We start from the raw sequence: 15,637 nt of genomic DNA, 5'->3' as shown, positions 1-15,637 counted from the left end.
CAACGCCACTTCGAACACCGAGGATGACAGTAAAAAAGGAGCCTCCGCTCGCGCAAACGCAACTCGGGACATCGGCCTACGTGCGCTGCGGCCTGCGCTCCGACAAGGAAAGAAGGCTTTCGAGCCGCGGCATGGCTTCCAGCGCATTCCGGGTCGTGGCCTCGGCCAGTTCATCGACGCCGATGCCGCGCAATTGCGCCACCACTTCGGCGATGCGCGGCAGTTCGCCGGGCTCGTTGCGCCCCTGTGCTTCACCGGCCGCGCGCTGGGCCTGGGTGCGGTAGATCCAGTGCGGCTGGATGTCGGGTGCGTCGGTTTCCATCACCATCGATTCGAGCGGCAAGGTGGCTGCGAGGCGCCGCAGCTGCAGCGCGCGATCGAAGGTCACGGCGCCGCCGAAGCCCAGCTTCAGGCCGATGTCGATGCAGGCCTTGGCCTGCTGCTCGCTGCCGTTGAACGCATGGGCAATGCCCCGCCACGGCTTGCCGCCCGCTGTCTGCCGCAAATGCTTGAGCACCTTGTCGACCGAGCGGCGCACATGAATGAGCACCGGCAGGTCGTGTTTGCGCGCGAGTTGCAACTGAGTGTGAAAAAAGTGCTGCTGCTTGTCGCTGTCCAGCCCGTCCACGAAGTAGTCGAGGCCGATCTCGCCGACCGCAACCAGGCGCGGGTCGCCTCGGCGCGTTGAGAGCTCGGCATCGAGCGCCTCCAGGTCGGCCTCTTGCGCATTGCCGGTGCACAGCGGGTGGATCCCGAGCGCATAAGCGTCGCTCTGCACGTGCGCCAGCTCACGCACGGTTGCAAAGTTGAAGGCGGCAACGGCCGGAATGACGCACAGCGCCACGCCCCGTTCCGCAGCGCGGGCCCGGATGAGCGGCATTTCCGCACCGAATTCGGGCGCATCCAGATGGCAGTGGGTGTCGATGAATACAGCCATGGCGAGATGATGCCCGAAGGGATGCAAGGCAGAAGAAAGCGTGCTACTGTGAACCCCTCACCCGTCATCCCTTGCCGGAGGTGTTTCGATGCGCAGGCCCGCCTTCTACAGCCGTTCGCCCCGCACGCTGCCTCAGGCGGCCGATTCCGCGGCCGCCGATCAGGCCGTGCCATCGCCCGAAGGCGGAGGCAATGGCGCGCCGCCGGATTCACCCGTTTCTCCGCCGCAAGGCAAGCCGCGCTGGCAGCCCGGCCGACGCAGTTTTGCGTTCTTGGTGGTGCTGTGCGCCATTGCGGTCGGCAGTGCATGGTGGCCGCGCCAGGGCGCCAGAGCACTCACGCAAAAAGACATCGATTCGGCCGTGCTGCGCACGCTGCAGACCAACACGCTGCCCTCGCCCGCCGCCAAGGCGGCCGAGATCGTGCGGCCTTCGGTGGTTCGCGTGGTCGGCTACGGCCCCGAAAAAGCCACTCCCGAGGCCAAGACCCAGAAGCGCGGGCGCAATCTTGCGAAGGGCAAGCCGCCCGAAGCCGACCCGCCGCCGGGCGAAACTGAACGCGGCGTGGGCACCGGCGTGGTCATCGTCGACAAGGGCGTCATCCTCACCAACCTGCACGTCGTGGCCGGCGCCGAGACCATCAAGGTCACTTTCTCCGATGGCCTCGAAGCCGTGGCCACCATCACCGGCGTGCAGCCCGAGAACGATCTTGCGGTGCTGCAGGCGCAGAAGATTCCCGACGACCTGATTCCCGCCGTGATGCGCTCGACGGCCGACCTGCAATCCGGCGACCAGGTGGCCGCGGTCGGCTTTCCGTTCGGCATCGGTCCTTCGGTATCTGCGGGCGTGGTTTCGGGCCTGAAGCGCTCGTTCCGCTCGCCCGAGGGCAAGCAGGAGCTCGGCAACCTGATCCAGTTCGACGCGGCGGCCAACCCCGGCAATTCGGGCGGACCGCTGATCAACATGGACGGCGAGGTGCTCGGCATCGTCACCGCCATCCTCAATCCCACGCAGCAGCGCACTTTCATAGGCATCGGGTTTGCCGTGCCCATTGAGAACGCAGCCTCCGCCGCCGGCTCGCCGCCGTTCTAGCAGCCTGACGGAGGACCGCCCCATGCTTTCGATTGATTACAGAGAGGCCATTGCATGAGCACCGAGACCCCCTTTTCCACGTCTTCCGCCACGGCCGAGCTGATGGAGCAGATCCTCTACGAGGTCAAGCGCGTCGTGGTGGGCCAGGACCGCTTCCTGGAGCGCGTGATGGTCGCCATGCTCGCGGGCGGCCACCTGCTGGTCGAAGGGGTGCCGGGTCTTGCGAAAACCCTCACCATCAAGACGCTGGCCGACACGGTGCGCGGCCAGTTCAAGCGCATCCAGTTCACGCCCGACCTTGTGCCGGCCGACCTGGTGGGCACGCGCATCTACAACCAGAAGACGGGCGAATTCAGCACCTCGCTCGGCCCGGTGTTCGCCAACCTGCTCCTGGCCGACGAAATCAACCGCGCCCCGGCCAAGGTGCAGAGCGCGCTGCTCGAAGTGATGCAGGAGCGCCAGGTCACCATTGCGGGCGAAACGCACAGGGTGCCGCGCCCGTTCCTCGTCATGGCCACGCAGAACCCCATCGAGACCGAAGGCACCTATCCGCTGCCCGAGGCGCAGGTCGACCGCTTCATGATGAAGGTGCTGGTCGACTACCCGAGCGACGAGGAAGAGTTCGTCATCGTGCAGCGCGTGATCGGCACGATGGTCGAGGTCAATCCGGTGGCCACCACCGAGCAGCTCGCGGCCCTGCAGGCGGAGGCGCGGCGCGTGTATGTCGACCCTTCGCTCATCCAGTACGCGGTAAAGCTGGTTTCGGCCACGCGCACGCCCGACAAGCACGGCCTGAAGGACATGCACCGCTTCATCACCTTCGGCGCCAGCCCGCGCGCGAGCATCAGCCTCACCGAAGGCGCACGCGCGCTTGCGCTCCTGCGCGGCCGCAGCTACGCCCTGCCTGAAGACATGACCGCGCTGGTGCCCGACGTGCTGCGCCACCGCGTGACGCTTTCCTACGAAGGCCTGTCCGAAGGCCTCACACCCGACGGCCTGATCGAGAAGATCATGAAGGCCGTTCCCGCTCCTCCCAAACCTCTTGAACATGAAAAGCTGGTGGCGTAAGGCCCCCGCGGCCGCCAACGACGAACGGCTCAATGCACAGGCCGGCGGAGCGGAACGCGCGCTGCGCCGGCTCGAATGGACCGTCATCCGTCGCCTCGACGGCTTGCTGCAGGGCGACTACCGCACGCTGATGCGCGGCACCGGGCTCGACCTGGCCGACCTGCGCGAATATCAGCACCATGACGACGTGCGCCATATCGACTGGAACGTCACAGCGCGGCTGCAGGTACCGCACGTGCGCGTGTTCACCGAAGACCGCGAGATGTCCGCGTGGTTCGTGCTCGACCTGAGCCGCTCGGTCGACTTCGGTTCCGGCCTCAAGGCCAAGCGCGAGATCTCGGCCGGCTTTGTCGGCGTGCTCGCGCGCCTGCTCACGCGCCACGGCAACCGGGTGGGCGCGCTGGTCTACGGGAGCGACCTCGAAGCGGTGATTCCGCCGCGCAGCGGCCGCCGGCACGTGCTGCACCTGCTGCACGCCATGGAACGCCGCGCCGACAAGATCGAGAAGGCGCCCACGCAAAAAGGCATGACGCGCCTCGCCGACCTGCTGAAGTCGGCCGCTACGCTGATGCCGCGCCGCTCCACCGTGTTCGTGGTGTCCGACTTCTTGAGCGAGCCCGGCTGGGAGCGCCCGCCCGGCCAACTCGTGCAGCGGCATGAAGTGATTGCCGTGCGCCTGTTCGACCCGCTCGAGCTCGAGCTGCCCGACCTGGGCCTGGTGCCGCTGCGCGATGCCGAAACCGGCGAGCAGCTATGGGTCGACACCCATGATGCCGGTTTTCGCAAGCGCTTCGCCCGCCTGGCAGCCGAGCGCGAAGCCACGCTGCGCGCCTCGCTCGCAAAGGCCGGCGTCGATGCACTCGAGCTTTCGACCAGCGACGACCTGGTGGAAGCCATCGTTCGTTTTGCCGACATGCGCAAGCGCCGCACGCGCATCGGCTCGGGCAGCATGAAGGCGGTGGCAGCATGACATTTCTCTGGCCTCAATTCCTCTGGTTGCTGGCGGCCTTGCCGCTGCTGGTGTTGCTCTACATCTGGCTCATTCGCCGCAAGAAGAAGCTGGCGGTGCGCTATGCCAGCCTCTCGATCGTGCGCGAGGCCATGGGCGCCGGCCAGAGCGTCAGGCGGCATATTCCGCCGCTCCTCTTTCTGCTGGCCATGGCCGCGATGCTGGTGGCCGCTGCAAGGCCGATGGCGGTGGTGCTGCTGCCTTCGAACCAGCAGACCATCATCCTTGCGATGGACGTGTCCGGCAGCATGCGCGCGGCCGACGTGCTGCCCAACCGGCTGGTGGCCGCGCAGGAAGCCGCCAAGAGCTTCATCAAGGACCTGCCGCGCCATGTGAAGGTGGGCATCGTGGCCTTTGCAGGCAGTGCGCAGGTAGCGCAGTTGCCCACCACCAACCACGACGACCTGATCACCGCCATCGACAGCTTCCAGCTGCAGCGCGCCACGGCCACCGGCAATGCCATCGTGGTGTCGCTCGCCACGCTGTTTCCTGATGCGGGCATCGACGTTTCGCAGTTCAGCGCGCCCAGCCGCCAGCGCGGCACGCCCATCGACCAGACCGAAAAGCAGGCCAAGGAGTTCACGCCCGTGGCGCCGGGTTCCTACACCTCTGCCGCGGTGATCATGCTGACCGATGGGCAGCGCACCACCGGCGTCGATCCGCTCGATGCCGCCAAGGCCGCGGCCGACCGCGGTGTGCGCATCTACACGGTGGGCGTGGGTACGGTCGACGGCGAAACCATCGGCTTCGAAGGCTGGTCGATGCGCGTGCGGCTCGACGAAGAAACGCTCAAGGCAGTGGCTAACAAGACCAATGCCGAGTACTTCTACGCGGGCACCGCCGCCGACCTGAAGAAGGTGTATGAAACGCTGAGCTCCAAGCTCACCGTGGAGAAGAAGGAAACCGAGATCTCGGCGCTCTTCGCGTTGGGCGCGGCCATTCTCACGCTGCTGTCGGCGGGGCTCTCGCTGCTCTGGTTCAACCGGATTCTTTAGCTCCGGCCTTGGCGGCGGCCGGCAGGCCGGCGAGCACTTCTCGCAGAATTTCTTCGGACAAGGCCTCGTCGTCCATGGCGCGGGCCAGCACCACGCCGCCGTACATCGACGCCAGGATGCGGATCGCGTCGCCGCGGGCGTTCTTCTTCGACCGCCATGGAAACTTGCTGGCGAACCGCTCGATCAGCACCTTGAAGTAGGCCGTCAGCGGCGCACCGATGGCTAGCTCGCTCCCCGGCTGGCCGGCGTGCGCGGCAAATGCCGCCACGAGGCAGCCGCCGGCGCGGCTGTCGCGGTGCTCGCGGCTCAGGTAGCTCCGCACATAGCCGCGCATGCCTTCGGGCGTTTGAGCGGCCTCATCCAGATGGGCAAGCGCGGCATCCCCCGCATGGACGATGCACTCCGCCATCAGCGCCTCCTTCGAGTCGAAGTGGTTGTAAAACGGGCCGTGCGTGAGCCCGGTGGCTTTCATGATTTCGCTCACGCTCACGCCGTCGAAGCCGCGTTCCTTGAAGAGGCGCGAGGCCTCGGCAAGGATCTTCTGGTGCTTTTCGGCGGTTTCCGCTGCGGGGTATCGCATGTGACCTCTTTCTGTTCCGGGGTACTTCAAGGCATGGCTTGACGCTAAGCATGATAACCATCATGCTTCGACACCTCAAACATGATGGTCATCATGCTTGTAGCAAGACAGATCTTCCAACCTACCTTTTGAACGGATTCGAAATGAGCGAACAAGCAACCCTCGGCACCGCCGTCGTCACCGGCGCCTCGGCCGGCCTCGGCAAGATCTATGCAGACCGCCTGGCCCGTCGTGGCCACGACCTGCTGCTGGTGGCGCGCCGCGCCGACCTGCTGGAAGAAGTCGCAGCCGGCCTGCGAGCCAAATATGGTGTGAAGGTGCAAACGCTCGCAGCCGACCTGGCCGCCGCCGGCGACCTCGAGCGCGTGTCCAAGGCCGTTGCCGCCGACCAGTCGGTCACGCTGCTGATCAACAATGCCGGCCTCTCCACGCTCGCACCCGTCGCGCTGACCACGAGCGCGCAACTGCAGAGCATGCTCGACGTGAACATCAACGCCCTCGCTCACCTGAGCCATGCCGCATTGACCGCCTTCAAGGCGCGCAACCGCGGCACGCTGGTGAACATCGGCTCAGTGCTCGGCTTCTACACGCTGCCGATCAGCAGCATCTACAGCGGCACCAAGGCTTTTGTGGTCGCGTTCACGCGCGGGCTGCAGGAAGAAGTGGCGGGCACCGGCGTGAAGGTGCAGTTGGTGCTGCCGGCAGCAACGGCCACCGACATCTGGGAGCTTTCGGGCGTGCCGGTGTCGGCGCTGGCCGAGGGCACCGTCATGCAGGCCGAAGAATGCGTGGACGCCGCGTTGGCCGGTCTCGACCTGGGCGAGGCGATCACGTTGCCGTCGGTGAACGACGCCGCCCTGCTCACCGGCTTTACCGATGCGAGCGCCAAGCTGTTCGGCGCTTCGCAGACCAGCAAGCCGGCCGCACGCTACCTGGCGACGGCCTGATCGGCCTGCGCGGCCATCGCTGACTGGTCTGGTGACTTCACCGCGCCGATACCCCCCAGGAACAGGTCGGCCACGATTGGCGCAATCGCTGCGTGGTCGAGCTTTCCGCCGGGTTTCATCCAGGTGAACATCCAGTTGATCATGCCGAACAGCAGCATGGTCAGCGGCTTGGCAAGGTCGTCGCTCGGCGCGCCGGGCCGGAGCGCCGAGACGGCGCGCGCAAAGCCCGCGACCACCTCGCGCTCCTTGTCGAGCACGCGCTCGCGGTCTTCCTCTTCGAGAAAGCGCACGTCGTCGGTCAGCACACGGTGCGCGTCCTGCGCGCCGGCATATTCCTCGACGATGCGGTAGATGAAGCGGCGCAGCCGCTCTTCATCGGTGTGCGTCGACGCTTCTTCCTCCGCCACGAGCGCGGCCAGCTTCGACACGTGCGTCTCGGCGATGCTGATCAAGAGGCTGCTCTTGTCCTTGTAGTAGTGATAGAGCGTGGCCTTGGAGAGGTTGCAGGCTTCGGCCACCTGGTTCATCGAGGTGGCGGGATAGCCGCGGCGCGCGAACAGTTGGGCGGCCTGCGCAAGGATGAACTCGCGCTGGTCGTCATAGGTGGCGGATCTTCCACGCGGCATCGGGTCTTCTTTCTTCCTTGATTGGAGTTGCGGGCAACCCGCAATCTTGCATGAAGCGCGTCGGCTACCCGCGCCGGGTCGCAATCAGCGAACGCACGTCAGTGACAGGCAGGCGCGGGCGATCGGGCTCCATCTGCCGCAGCGGCGCCACCTCGTGCAGGCTGGCAAGGCTGCGAACCGTCAACGCCTGGTAGGTCTGGGTGCCCTCGAGCTTCCAGGCAATTTCCTCCTCGCTCAGCATCTTCTTCACCTTGGCGGGAATGCCGGCCACCAGCGACCGCGCGGGCACCTTCATGCCGGCCGGCACAAAGGCGCAGGCCGCCACGATCGCCTGCTCGCCGATCTCGGCCTCGTCCATCACGACCGCGTTCATGCCCACGAGCGCATCGCGCCGCACGATGCAGCTGTGGAGGATCGCCCCGTGGCCGATGTGGCCGTTGACCTCGACCACCGTGTCCTGGTCCGGAAAGCCATGGATGCAGCAATGGTCCTGCACGTTCGAGCCCTGCTGCAGCACGATGCGCCCGAAGTCGCCGCGCAGGCTCGCGCACGGGCCCACATAGCAGTTGGCGCCGACGATCACGTCGCCGATCAATACGGCACTGGGATGCACATAGGCGGTGGGGTCGACGACGGGTATGACGCCGTCGATGGAATAGCTGGGCATTCGGTCTGTCTCCTTTTTTCAGGGGCTCAGGGTTTGCCCTGAATCAACCCCGCTTGTGCCGGATTCAAGGTCGATCCTAAAATCTACCGTCCGGTCGGTCAATAGTGTTTGCATGCCGATTCCGCCAAAACAAGGATGAGAGACAAGCCCATGACAGAACCTTTAGTTCTCACCGGTGATGCCGGCGCCGTGCGCACGTTGAGCCTCAACCGCCCCGCCGCGCTCAACAGCTTCACGACGGAAATGCATGCCGAGTTGATGGCAGCGCTTGAGCTCGCCGCCACGGACGACAGCGTGCGCTGCGTGGTGCTCACGGGCACCGGCCGCGCCTTCTGCGCCGGGCAGGACCTGGCCGACCCCTCCGTCGCGCCCGACCCCACGCCCGGCGCCGCTCCCAAGGATTTGGGCCACGTCATCTCCACTTACTACGCGCCACTCGTCGCGCGCCTGCGTTCGATGCCGGTGCCGGTGGTGGCCGCCGTCAACGGCGTGGCCGCCGGCGCGGGCGCCAACCTCGCGCTGTGCTGCGACCTCGTCGTGGCCGCACGCTCGGCCAGCTTCATCCAGGCCTTCACCAAGATCGGCCTCGTGCCCGACACGGGCGGCACGTGGCTGCTGCCCCGCCTCGTGGGCTCGGCGCGCGCACTCGGCATCGCGATGCTGGGCGACAAGCTCCCCGCCGAGGAAGCGGCGCGCATCGGACTGATATGGCAATGCGTGGACGACGCGGCACTGACCGACACAGTGGCCTCGCTCGCATCGAAACTCGCCGCAATGCCGACCCGCGCCCTGGTCGCCACGCGGCAAGCCATGGCTTCGGCGCAGGACATGAACCTGGACACGGCACTCGCCGAAGAAGCACGCATCCAGCGCGAGCTGGGCAACGCCCACGACTACCGCGAAGGCGTCGAAGCCTTTCGTGCCAAGCGTGCACCGGTGTTCAAGGATCGCTGAGATGACCGACACCTCCCGCACTCCACAACAGACAGCCGAACACGTCCGAGACGGCATGTTCGCCAACGACAACGCCAGCAAGGGCCTCGGCATGCGCATCGTCGAAGTCGCCCCCGGCCAGGCCACCCTGCAGATGCAGGTGCGCCAAGACATGCTCAACGGCCACGCCATCTGCCACGGCGGCTTCATGGCCACCTTGGCCGATTCCACCTTTGCCTTCGCCTGCAATTCGTACAACGAACTTACGGTGGCCTCGGGCTTTTCCATCGACTTCATTGCACCGGCACACGAAGGCGATGTGCTCACCGCGCGCTGCTTCGAAGTTTCGAAGGCCGGGCGCACCGGCGTGTACGACACCGAAATCACCAACCAGCGCGGCGAGCGCGTTGCCATTTTTCGCGGCCGCTCATACACCGCCAAGGGCCGCCCCGCCGTTGCGGCCTGAGGAGACACACGCACCATGACCGCCAGACACCCCGCCCCCGGCGAGCTCGAGCCCATCGAAACCGCGAGCCGCGACGAAATTGCCGCCCTGCAGCTCAGCCGCCTGCGCGCCACGCTGCAGCGCGCGTACGACAACGTGCCGCACTACCGCAAGGCCTTCGATGCCAAGGGCGTGCATCCGGATGATTTGAAGTCCCTCGCCGACCTGTCGAGATTTCCGTTCACCGTAAAGAGCGACCTGCGCGACAACTATCCCTTCGGCATGTTCGCCGTGCCGCGCACGCAGGTGGCGCGCATCCATGCGTCGTCGGGCACCACCGGCAAGCCGACCGTGGTGGGCTACACGCTCAAAGACATCGACACCTGGGCCGACCTCGTTGCGCGCTCGATCCGCGCGGCGGGCGGACGGCCGGGCGACATGGTGCATGTGTCCTACGGCTACGGCCTCTTCACCGGCGGGCTCGGCGCCCACTACGGCGCCGAACGCGCGGGCTGCACCGTCATCCCGATGTCGGGCGGGCAAACCGAAAAGCAGGTGCAGCTCATTCAAGACTTCAAGCCCGACATCATCATGGTCACGCCCAGCTACATGCAGGTGATCATCGAGCAGTTCGAGCGCCAGGGCCTGGATGCAAAGAACAGCTCGCTCAAGATCGGCATCTTCGGCGCCGAGCCCTGGACCGAGGCCATGCGCCGCGACATCGAAGGCAAGGCCGGCCTGGACGCGGTCGACATCTACGGCCTTTCCGAAGTGATGGGCCCCGGCGTGGCCAGCGAATGCGTCGAGAGCAAGGACGGCCCCGTGATCTGGGAAGACCACTTCTACCCCGAGATCATCGACCCCGACACCGGCGAGCTCAAGGCCGACGGCGAGGAAGGCGAGCTGGTCTTCACCTCGCTCAGCAAGGAGGCCATGCCCATCGTGCGCTACCGCACGCGCGACCTCACGCGCCTGCTGCCGCCCACCTCGCGATCGTTCCGCCGCATGGGCAAGATCGTCGGGCGCAGCGACGACATGATGATCATCCGCGGCGTGAACGTGTTTCCCACGCAGGTGGAAGAAGTCGTGCTCGCGCATGAGCGCCTCTCGGGCCTTTACCAGGTGCACGTGCGCCGCGAAGGCCTGCTCGACGAGGTCGAGGTGCATTGCGAACTCGACCACCGCAACGCAGCCGTCGACGAAGCCGAACGCAAGGCCATCGCCGGCTGGGTGCAGGACCGCGTGAAGACGCTGGTCGGCATTTCGACCACGGTGCGCGTGTTCGACCCCGATTCCATCGAACGCACGCAGACCGGCAAGGCCCGCCGCGTGATCGACACACGGCCGCGCTGAACGCGCGCACCGTTTCCATTCTCTTTGCAGACAAAAGGACACGCACATGTACACCCAGGCAATGGACACCATGGGCAAGGACTCAGGCGACGACGGCAAGAAAAAGGCCGTGCGCTCTGCCGACGAAATGCGGCTCGAAGAACGCTTCGATGAGCGCATCGATGCCGGCGACTTCATCGAGGCAAAAGACTGGATGCCCGAGCACTACCGCAAGACGCTGGTACGGCAGATCAGCCAGCACGCGCACTCCGAAATCGTAGGCATGCTGCCCGAAGGCAACTGGATCGGCCGCGCGCCCACGCTCAAGCGCAAGGCCATCCTGCTGGCCAAGGTGCAGGACGAAGGCGGCCACGGCCTCTACCTGTACGCCGCCGCCGAAACGCTGGGCACCTCGCGCGACCAGATGTTCGATGCGCTGCACAGCGGCAAGGCCAAGTACAGCTCGATCTTCAACTACCCCACGCTCACCTGGGCCGACATGGGCACCATCGGCTGGCTGGTCGATGGCGCGGCCATCATGAACCAGGTGCCGATCTGCCGCTGCTCGTATGCGCCGTATGCGCGCGCCATGGTGCGCATCTGCCGCGAGGAGAGCTTTCACCAGCGCCAGGGCTATGAAGCGTTGCTCACGATGATGACGCACGGCACCGATGCGCAGAAGGCGATGGTGCAGGACGCGGTCAACCGCTGGTGGTGGCCCTCGATCATGATGTTCGGCCCGCCGGACGACCAGTCGCCCAACTCCGCGCAATCGATGCGCTGGGGCATCAAGCGCTTCAGCAACGACGAACTCCGCCAGAAGTTCATCGACGCCACCGTGGAGCAGGCGCGCATCCTCGGCGTGACCTTGCCCGACCCCGACCTGAAGTGGAACGAAGAGCGCCAGGCGCACGACTTCGGCACGATCGACTGGAGCGAGTTCTGGCGCGTGGTGGGTGGCGACGGCCCCTGCAACCGTGAGCGCCTGCAGGCCCGTGTCGATGCCTGGGAAGAAGGCGAATGGGTGCGCGAAGCCGCCATGGCCCACGCCAACAAGCAACCCATGAAGGAGGCCGCATGAGCGCCGAACAGAAACAAGAGTGGCCCCTGTGGGAAGTGTTCGTGCGCAGCAAGGCCGGGCTCGACCACAAGCATTGCGGCAGCCTGCACGCGGCCGATCCGAAGATGGCGATCCAGCTGGCACGCGACGTGTACACGCGCCGGCAGGAAGGCAGCAGCATCTGGGTGGTGCGCTCGGACCAGATCGTGGCGAGCGACCCGGGGGACAAGGACATGTTCTTCGATCCGGCGGAGGACAAGGTGTATCGGCACCCGACCTTCTATGCGTTGCCCAAGTCCGTGGACCACATGTAGGCGGCCGGCATGCAAGCATCCATAGAACTGAACCGCACCCCCACGGTGCAATACCTGCTGCGCATCGGCGACACCTGCCTGGTGCTCGCGCAGCGCCTGGGCGAATGGTGCGGCCATGCGCCGGTGCTGGAAGAAGACATTGCCATGGCCAACATTGCGCTCGACTTGGTCGGCCAGGCGCGCGCACTGCTTACCCATGCCGGCAAGCTCGAAGGCCAAGGCCGAGAACACGACGAAGACCAGCTTGCCTACCTGCGCGACGAACGCGACTACTTCAACCTCACGCTGGTCGAGCTTCCGCGCGGCGACTTCGCCTTTGCCGTGGTGCGCAACACCATGGTGGCCACGCTGCTCAAGCTGCTGTGGCAACGCCTTGCCGCTTCGAGCGATGCCGAGGTGGCCGCCATCGCCGGCAAGGCCGTGAAGGAGGCGCGCTATCACCAGCAGCATTCGGGCGACTGGGTGGTTCGTCTCGGCGATGGCACCGATGAATCGCGCCGCCGTACGGAAAAGGCGCTTAAGCAGCTCTGGCTCTACATGCCCGAGCTGTTCGAAAGCGACGCGGTGGATGAAGCAGCCAGTGCTACCGGCCTAGGCCCGGCATGGAGCGAATTGCGCGAACCGTGGCTCGCCGAGATGCAGCAGGTGCTCGACGCCGCCGGTCTCGCAATGCCGCAGGAAGCTGCCTTTCGGAGCACCGGCAAGCAGGGCGTGCACAGCGAGCACATGGGCTACATCCTCGCCGAGATGCAGCACCTGCAGCGCTCCTACCCGGGAGGCGTGTGGTGAACGCCGTCGCATCGCGCGTCGATGCGGCGTGGGCCGTGCTCCATACGGTGCTCGACCCCGAAGTGCCGGCCGTGTCCGTCTGCGACCTCGGCATCGTGCGCGAGGTGATCGAGCATGACGACGGTCTGGAGATCGTGCTCACGCCCACCTACTCCGGCTGCCCCGCCACCGAAGCCATCGAGCACGACGTGCTCGCCGCCATCGAACAGGCAGGCCTCGGCCGCGCACGCGCCACGCTGCGCCGCGCCCCCGCCTGGAGCAGCGACTGGATCAGCGGCGAAGGCCGCGCCAAGCTCAAGGCCTACGGCATCGCACCGCCCGCGCATCTCACGCCAGAGGCGGCAGCCAATACCGCAATGCCCATCCGCCTCTTCGGCCGCATGGCCGGCGGCGAGCGCATCGCCTGCCCCCGCTGCGCGAGCGAACGCACCGAACGCCTTTCCGCCTTCGGCTCCACCGCATGCAAGGCGCTCTACCGCTGCATGGCCTGCCGCGAGCCCTTCGAACATTTCAAGCCGATCTGACAAAGCGATGAGCACCCTCTTCCACCCGCTGCGCGTGAAGGCCATCGAGCCCGACACGGCCGAGGCAGTCATCGTGTCGTTCGAAGTACCGGCCGACCTGCGGGAAACCTTCGGCTTTACCCAGGGCCAGTACCTCACGCTGCGCCGCGACATCGACGGGCAGGACCTGCGCCGTTCGTATTCGATCTGCGCCGGCCTGGACGACGGTGAGCTGCGCGTCGGTGTGCGCAAGGTGCGCGGCGGCGTTTTCTCCAACTGGATCAACGCGCACCTGCAGCCCGGCGACACGGTGCAGGTGATGGCGCCGCAGGGCCGCTTCTTCGTGCCCATCGAACCCGGTGCGGCGCGCCACCATGTCGGCATTGCGGGCGGCAGCGGCATCACGCCGATTCTCTCCATCATGAAAACCGTGCTGGCGCGCGAGCCGCTCAGCCGCTTCACGCTGATCTACGGCAACCGGCAGCTGCAGTCCACGATGTTCAAGGAAGAAATCGAGGACCTGAAGAACCGCTACATGACGCGGCTGGTGCTGCACCACGTGTTCTCCGACGAGCACACCGATTCGCCGCTGGGCCACGGCGTGATGAACCGCGAAAAGATCGGCGAGTTTCTGCAGACCGTGGTTCCCGCCGCGGGCATCGACCATGCCTACGTTTGCGGGCCGTTCCAGATGAACGACGAGGCCGAGGCTGCGATGCTTGCCGCGGGCGTGCCCGAGGAGCGCATCCACATCGAGCGCTTTGGCGTTGCGCTGCCCTCTGCCACGTCGGCAGGCCAGGTGGGCGCAGTGGTGCACGAGGCCTTGCCCGGCGATGCCAAGCAGGCGCGCATCACCATCGTGCGCGACGGCCTGCAGCGCGAGATCGCCTTTACCGAAGGCCAGCCGAGCATTCTCGATGCGGCCTCGGCGGCGGGCCTCGAAGTGCCCTTCTCATGCACCTCCGGCGTGTGCGGCACCTGCCGCGCCAAGCTGGTGGAGGGGGAAGTCCGCATGGAAAGAAATTTTGCGCTCGACAAGAATGAAGTGGCCGCAGGATTCGTGCTGACCTGCCAGGCGCACCCCCTCACCGAACGCGTCACCCTGTCGTTCGACGAGCGCTGACACCACAACAACGATTTTTCAACCCGGAGACAAACCAAAATGAAATTCTTCAAGCCCCTGGTGATTGCCGCGCTGTGCGCCACAGCCGCCGCGGCATGGGCCGATGTGAACGTCGGCGTGACGCTCTCGGCCACCGGCCCGGCCGCCTCGCTCGGCATTCCCGAGAAGAACACCATCGCGCTGATGCCCAAGACCATCGGCGGCCAGAAGATCAACTACATCGTGCTGGACGACGCCTCCGACACCACGGCCGCCGTGGCCAACACGCGCAAGCTCATTGCAGAGAACAAGGTCGACATCGTGCTGGGCTCCACCACCACGCCCAACTCGCTCGCAATGATCGACGTGGTGAGCGAAGCCAGGACACCGATGATTTCCATTGCCGCCTCGGCCCGCATCGTCGAGCCGATGGATGCCAAGAAGCAGTGGGTGTTCAAGACGCCGCAGAACGACATCATGATGTCGCTGGCCATTGCCGAGCACATGGCCACCAGCGGCGTGAAGACGGTGGCCTTCATCGGTTTCTCCGACGCGTACGGCGAAGGCTGGTCGCAAGAATTCGCGAAGGCGGCCGAGCTGAAGAAGCTCAAGATCGTGGCCAACGAGCGCTATGCGCGCACCGACACCTCCGTGACCGGCCAAGCCCTGAAGATCATGGCCGCCAAGGCCGACGCGGTTCTGGTGGCGGGCTCCGGCACGCCGGCCGCACTGCCGCAGAAAACGCTCAAGGAGCGCGGCTACACCGGCAAGATGTACCAGACGCACGGCGTGGCGAATGCCGACTTCCTGCGCGTCGGCGGCAAGGACGTGGAAGGCACCTTCCTGCCAGCCGGCCCGGTGCTGGTGGCCGAGCAGCTGCCGGCCAGCCACCCGGTGAAGAAATCGGCCATGGCCTATGTGACCGCCTATGAGGGCGCTAACGGCAAGAACACCGTGTCGACCTTCGGCGCGCACGCGTGGGACGCAGGCCTGTTGATGACGTCCGCAGTGCCTGTTGCATTGAAGAAGGCGCAGCCGGGCACACCCGAATTCCGCGCCGCACTGCGCGACGCACTCGAGCAGGTGAAGGACGTGGCAGGCGCTCACGGCGTATTCAACATGACCGCCAACGACCACCTGGGCCTAGACCAGCGTGCCCGCGTCATGGTCAAGATCGAAAACGGCGCCTGGAAATACCAGCCCTGACACGTCTTCGCCTTGCTCCCTCCCCTCCCGGGGG

General features: G+C 66.0%; 18 protein-coding genes. 14 read left to right on the top strand and 4 right to left on the bottom strand.

What is annotated here, in order from left to right; translation table 11 throughout:
- Positions 1-76: 76 nt before the first annotated feature.
- Complete coding sequence (locus V9L20_RS19345; RefSeq protein WP_337297792.1) at positions 77-937, bottom strand: TatD family hydrolase; 861 nt, start codon at positions 935-937, stop codon at positions 77-79.
- Between the two features lie 88 nt (positions 938-1,025).
- Between V9L20_RS19345 and V9L20_RS19340 the strand changes: the two genes are divergently transcribed.
- The 4 genes from V9L20_RS19340 to V9L20_RS19325 are packed head-to-tail and all read left to right on the top strand — an operon-like array spanning position 1,026 to position 5,099.
- Positions 1,026-2,027: a S1C family serine protease gene (locus V9L20_RS19340; protein ID WP_258504505.1), complete on the top strand. Its 1,002-nt coding sequence runs from the start codon at positions 1,026-1,028 to the stop codon at positions 2,025-2,027.
- Positions 2,028-2,081: 54 nt separating this feature from the next.
- The gene (locus V9L20_RS19335; RefSeq protein ID WP_157612665.1) at positions 2,082-3,095 is read left to right on the top strand and encodes an AAA family ATPase; all 1,014 of its coding nucleotides are present in this window, start codon (positions 2,082-2,084) and stop codon (positions 3,093-3,095) included.
- A complete protein-coding gene (locus tag V9L20_RS19330) occupies positions 3,076-4,065 on the top strand; it encodes a DUF58 domain-containing protein (protein WP_337297791.1) in 990 nt (329 codons plus the stop codon). Before V9L20_RS19335 ends, V9L20_RS19330 begins: the two co-directional genes overlap by 20 nt.
- Positions 4,062-5,099, top strand: a complete 1,038-nt coding sequence (locus V9L20_RS19325; protein WP_258504502.1) for a VWA domain-containing protein — start codon at positions 4,062-4,064, stop codon at positions 5,097-5,099. The genes V9L20_RS19330 and V9L20_RS19325 overlap by 4 nt, the downstream gene beginning before the upstream one ends.
- On the opposite strand, the gene V9L20_RS19320 is transcribed toward V9L20_RS19325, so the two are convergent.
- Positions 5,083-5,679, bottom strand: a complete 597-nt coding sequence (locus tag V9L20_RS19320) for a TetR/AcrR family transcriptional regulator (protein WP_337297790.1) — start codon at positions 5,677-5,679, stop codon at positions 5,083-5,085. The two genes, V9L20_RS19325 and V9L20_RS19320, sit on opposite strands and share 17 nt — an antisense overlap.
- 143 nt (positions 5,680-5,822) lie before the next feature.
- Here V9L20_RS19320 and V9L20_RS19315 point away from each other — a divergent pair, with 143 nt between their 5' ends.
- Complete coding sequence (locus V9L20_RS19315; protein WP_337297789.1) at positions 5,823-6,626, top strand: SDR family NAD(P)-dependent oxidoreductase; 804 nt, start codon at positions 5,823-5,825, stop codon at positions 6,624-6,626.
- Here the strand turns inward: V9L20_RS19315 and V9L20_RS19310 are convergent.
- Both V9L20_RS19310 and V9L20_RS19305 read right to left on the bottom strand, forming a co-directional pair.
- Positions 6,608-7,252, bottom strand: coding sequence for a TetR/AcrR family transcriptional regulator (locus V9L20_RS19310; RefSeq protein ID WP_126745607.1), 645 nt, complete (start codon positions 7,250-7,252; stop codon positions 6,608-6,610). The two genes, V9L20_RS19315 and V9L20_RS19310, sit on opposite strands and share 19 nt — an antisense overlap.
- A 64-nt stretch (positions 7,253-7,316) precedes the next feature.
- Positions 7,317-7,919: a phenylacetic acid degradation protein PaaY gene (locus V9L20_RS19305; RefSeq protein WP_337297788.1), complete on the bottom strand. Its 603-nt coding sequence runs from the start codon at positions 7,917-7,919 to the stop codon at positions 7,317-7,319.
- A gap of 150 nt (positions 7,920-8,069) precedes the next feature.
- Between V9L20_RS19305 and V9L20_RS19300 the strand changes: the two genes are divergently transcribed.
- The 9 genes from V9L20_RS19300 to V9L20_RS19260 are packed head-to-tail and all read left to right on the top strand — an operon-like array spanning position 8,070 to position 15,603.
- Positions 8,070-8,873: an enoyl-CoA hydratase-related protein gene (locus tag V9L20_RS19300; protein WP_337297787.1), complete on the top strand. Its 804-nt coding sequence runs from the start codon at positions 8,070-8,072 to the stop codon at positions 8,871-8,873.
- Position 8,874: 1 nt separating this feature from the next.
- Positions 8,875-9,318: a hydroxyphenylacetyl-CoA thioesterase PaaI gene (paaI, locus tag V9L20_RS19295; RefSeq protein WP_337297786.1), complete on the top strand. Its 444-nt coding sequence runs from the start codon at positions 8,875-8,877 to the stop codon at positions 9,316-9,318.
- 15 nt (positions 9,319-9,333) lie between these two features.
- Positions 9,334-10,650 (top strand): phenylacetate--CoA ligase PaaK, encoded by a 1,317-nt coding sequence (gene paaK, locus V9L20_RS19290; RefSeq protein WP_337297785.1) that lies wholly within the window; start codon positions 9,334-9,336, stop codon positions 10,648-10,650.
- A 46-nt stretch (positions 10,651-10,696) separates the two neighbouring features.
- A complete protein-coding gene (gene paaA, locus V9L20_RS19285) occupies positions 10,697-11,710 on the top strand; it encodes a 1,2-phenylacetyl-CoA epoxidase subunit PaaA (RefSeq protein ID WP_337297784.1) in 1,014 nt (337 codons plus the stop codon).
- Positions 11,707-12,003, top strand: coding sequence for a 1,2-phenylacetyl-CoA epoxidase subunit PaaB (gene paaB / locus V9L20_RS19280; protein WP_126745601.1), 297 nt, complete (start codon positions 11,707-11,709; stop codon positions 12,001-12,003). The genes paaA and paaB overlap by 4 nt, the downstream gene beginning before the upstream one ends.
- A 9-nt stretch (positions 12,004-12,012) precedes the next feature.
- On the top strand, positions 12,013-12,792 hold the full coding sequence (paaC, locus tag V9L20_RS19275; protein WP_258504487.1) for a 1,2-phenylacetyl-CoA epoxidase subunit PaaC: 780 nt from the start codon (positions 12,013-12,015) through the stop codon (positions 12,790-12,792).
- Entirely contained in the window at positions 12,789-13,316 is a 528-nt protein-coding gene (paaD, locus tag V9L20_RS19270; protein WP_443098605.1) for a 1,2-phenylacetyl-CoA epoxidase subunit PaaD, read from the top strand. The genes paaC and paaD overlap by 4 nt, the downstream gene beginning before the upstream one ends.
- A gap of 7 nt (positions 13,317-13,323) precedes the next feature.
- Complete coding sequence (paaE, locus tag V9L20_RS19265; RefSeq protein WP_337297782.1) at positions 13,324-14,418, top strand: 1,2-phenylacetyl-CoA epoxidase subunit PaaE; 1,095 nt, start codon at positions 13,324-13,326, stop codon at positions 14,416-14,418.
- Positions 14,419-14,457: 39 nt separating this feature from the next.
- A complete protein-coding gene (locus tag V9L20_RS19260) occupies positions 14,458-15,603 on the top strand; it encodes an ABC transporter substrate-binding protein (RefSeq protein ID WP_337297781.1) in 1,146 nt (381 codons plus the stop codon).
- Positions 15,604-15,637: the final 34 nt, after the last annotated feature.

Origin of the sequence: Variovorax sp. CCNWLW225 (genome assembly GCF_037204045.1) — a bacterium.
Classification (GTDB): Bacteria; Pseudomonadota; Gammaproteobacteria; order Burkholderiales; family Burkholderiaceae_C; genus Variovorax.
Note: the sequence above shows the minus strand (reverse complement) of the source record. Positions and strands in the feature narration are given on the sequence as shown.

Excerpts from the sequence above, each read along its gene's own strand:
- paaI (WP_337297786.1), top strand. The coding sequence starts at position 8,875 with ATGACCGACACCTCCCGCACTCCACAACAGACAGCCGAACACGTCCGA.
- V9L20_RS19310 (WP_126745607.1), bottom strand. The coding sequence starts at position 7,252 with ATGCCGCGTGGAAGATCCGCCACCTATGACGACCAGCGCGAGTTCATC.
- V9L20_RS19305 (WP_337297788.1), bottom strand. The coding sequence starts at position 7,919 with ATGCCCAGCTATTCCATCGACGGCGTCATACCCGTCGTCGACCCCACC.
- V9L20_RS19330 (WP_337297791.1), top strand. The coding sequence starts at position 3,076 with ATGAAAAGCTGGTGGCGTAAGGCCCCCGCGGCCGCCAACGACGAACGG.
- paaB (WP_126745601.1), top strand. The coding sequence starts at position 11,707 with ATGAGCGCCGAACAGAAACAAGAGTGGCCCCTGTGGGAAGTGTTCGTG.
- V9L20_RS19315 (WP_337297789.1), top strand. The coding sequence starts at position 5,823 with ATGAGCGAACAAGCAACCCTCGGCACCGCCGTCGTCACCGGCGCCTCG.
- V9L20_RS19335 (WP_157612665.1), top strand. The coding sequence starts at position 2,082 with ATGAGCACCGAGACCCCCTTTTCCACGTCTTCCGCCACGGCCGAGCTG.
- V9L20_RS19300 (WP_337297787.1), top strand. The coding sequence starts at position 8,070 with ATGACAGAACCTTTAGTTCTCACCGGTGATGCCGGCGCCGTGCGCACG.
- V9L20_RS19340 (WP_258504505.1), top strand. The coding sequence starts at position 1,026 with ATGCGCAGGCCCGCCTTCTACAGCCGTTCGCCCCGCACGCTGCCTCAG.
- V9L20_RS19345 (WP_337297792.1), bottom strand. The coding sequence starts at position 937 with ATGGCTGTATTCATCGACACCCACTGCCATCTGGATGCGCCCGAATTC.
- V9L20_RS19260 (WP_337297781.1), top strand. The coding sequence starts at position 14,458 with ATGAAATTCTTCAAGCCCCTGGTGATTGCCGCGCTGTGCGCCACAGCC.
- paaA (WP_337297784.1), top strand. The coding sequence starts at position 10,697 with ATGTACACCCAGGCAATGGACACCATGGGCAAGGACTCAGGCGACGAC.
- V9L20_RS19325 (WP_258504502.1), top strand. The coding sequence starts at position 4,062 with ATGACATTTCTCTGGCCTCAATTCCTCTGGTTGCTGGCGGCCTTGCCG.
- paaE (WP_337297782.1), top strand. The coding sequence starts at position 13,324 with ATGAGCACCCTCTTCCACCCGCTGCGCGTGAAGGCCATCGAGCCCGAC.
- V9L20_RS19320 (WP_337297790.1), bottom strand. The coding sequence starts at position 5,679 with ATGCGATACCCCGCAGCGGAAACCGCCGAAAAGCACCAGAAGATCCTT.
- paaC (WP_258504487.1), top strand. The coding sequence starts at position 12,013 with ATGCAAGCATCCATAGAACTGAACCGCACCCCCACGGTGCAATACCTG.
- paaK (WP_337297785.1), top strand. The coding sequence starts at position 9,334 with ATGACCGCCAGACACCCCGCCCCCGGCGAGCTCGAGCCCATCGAAACC.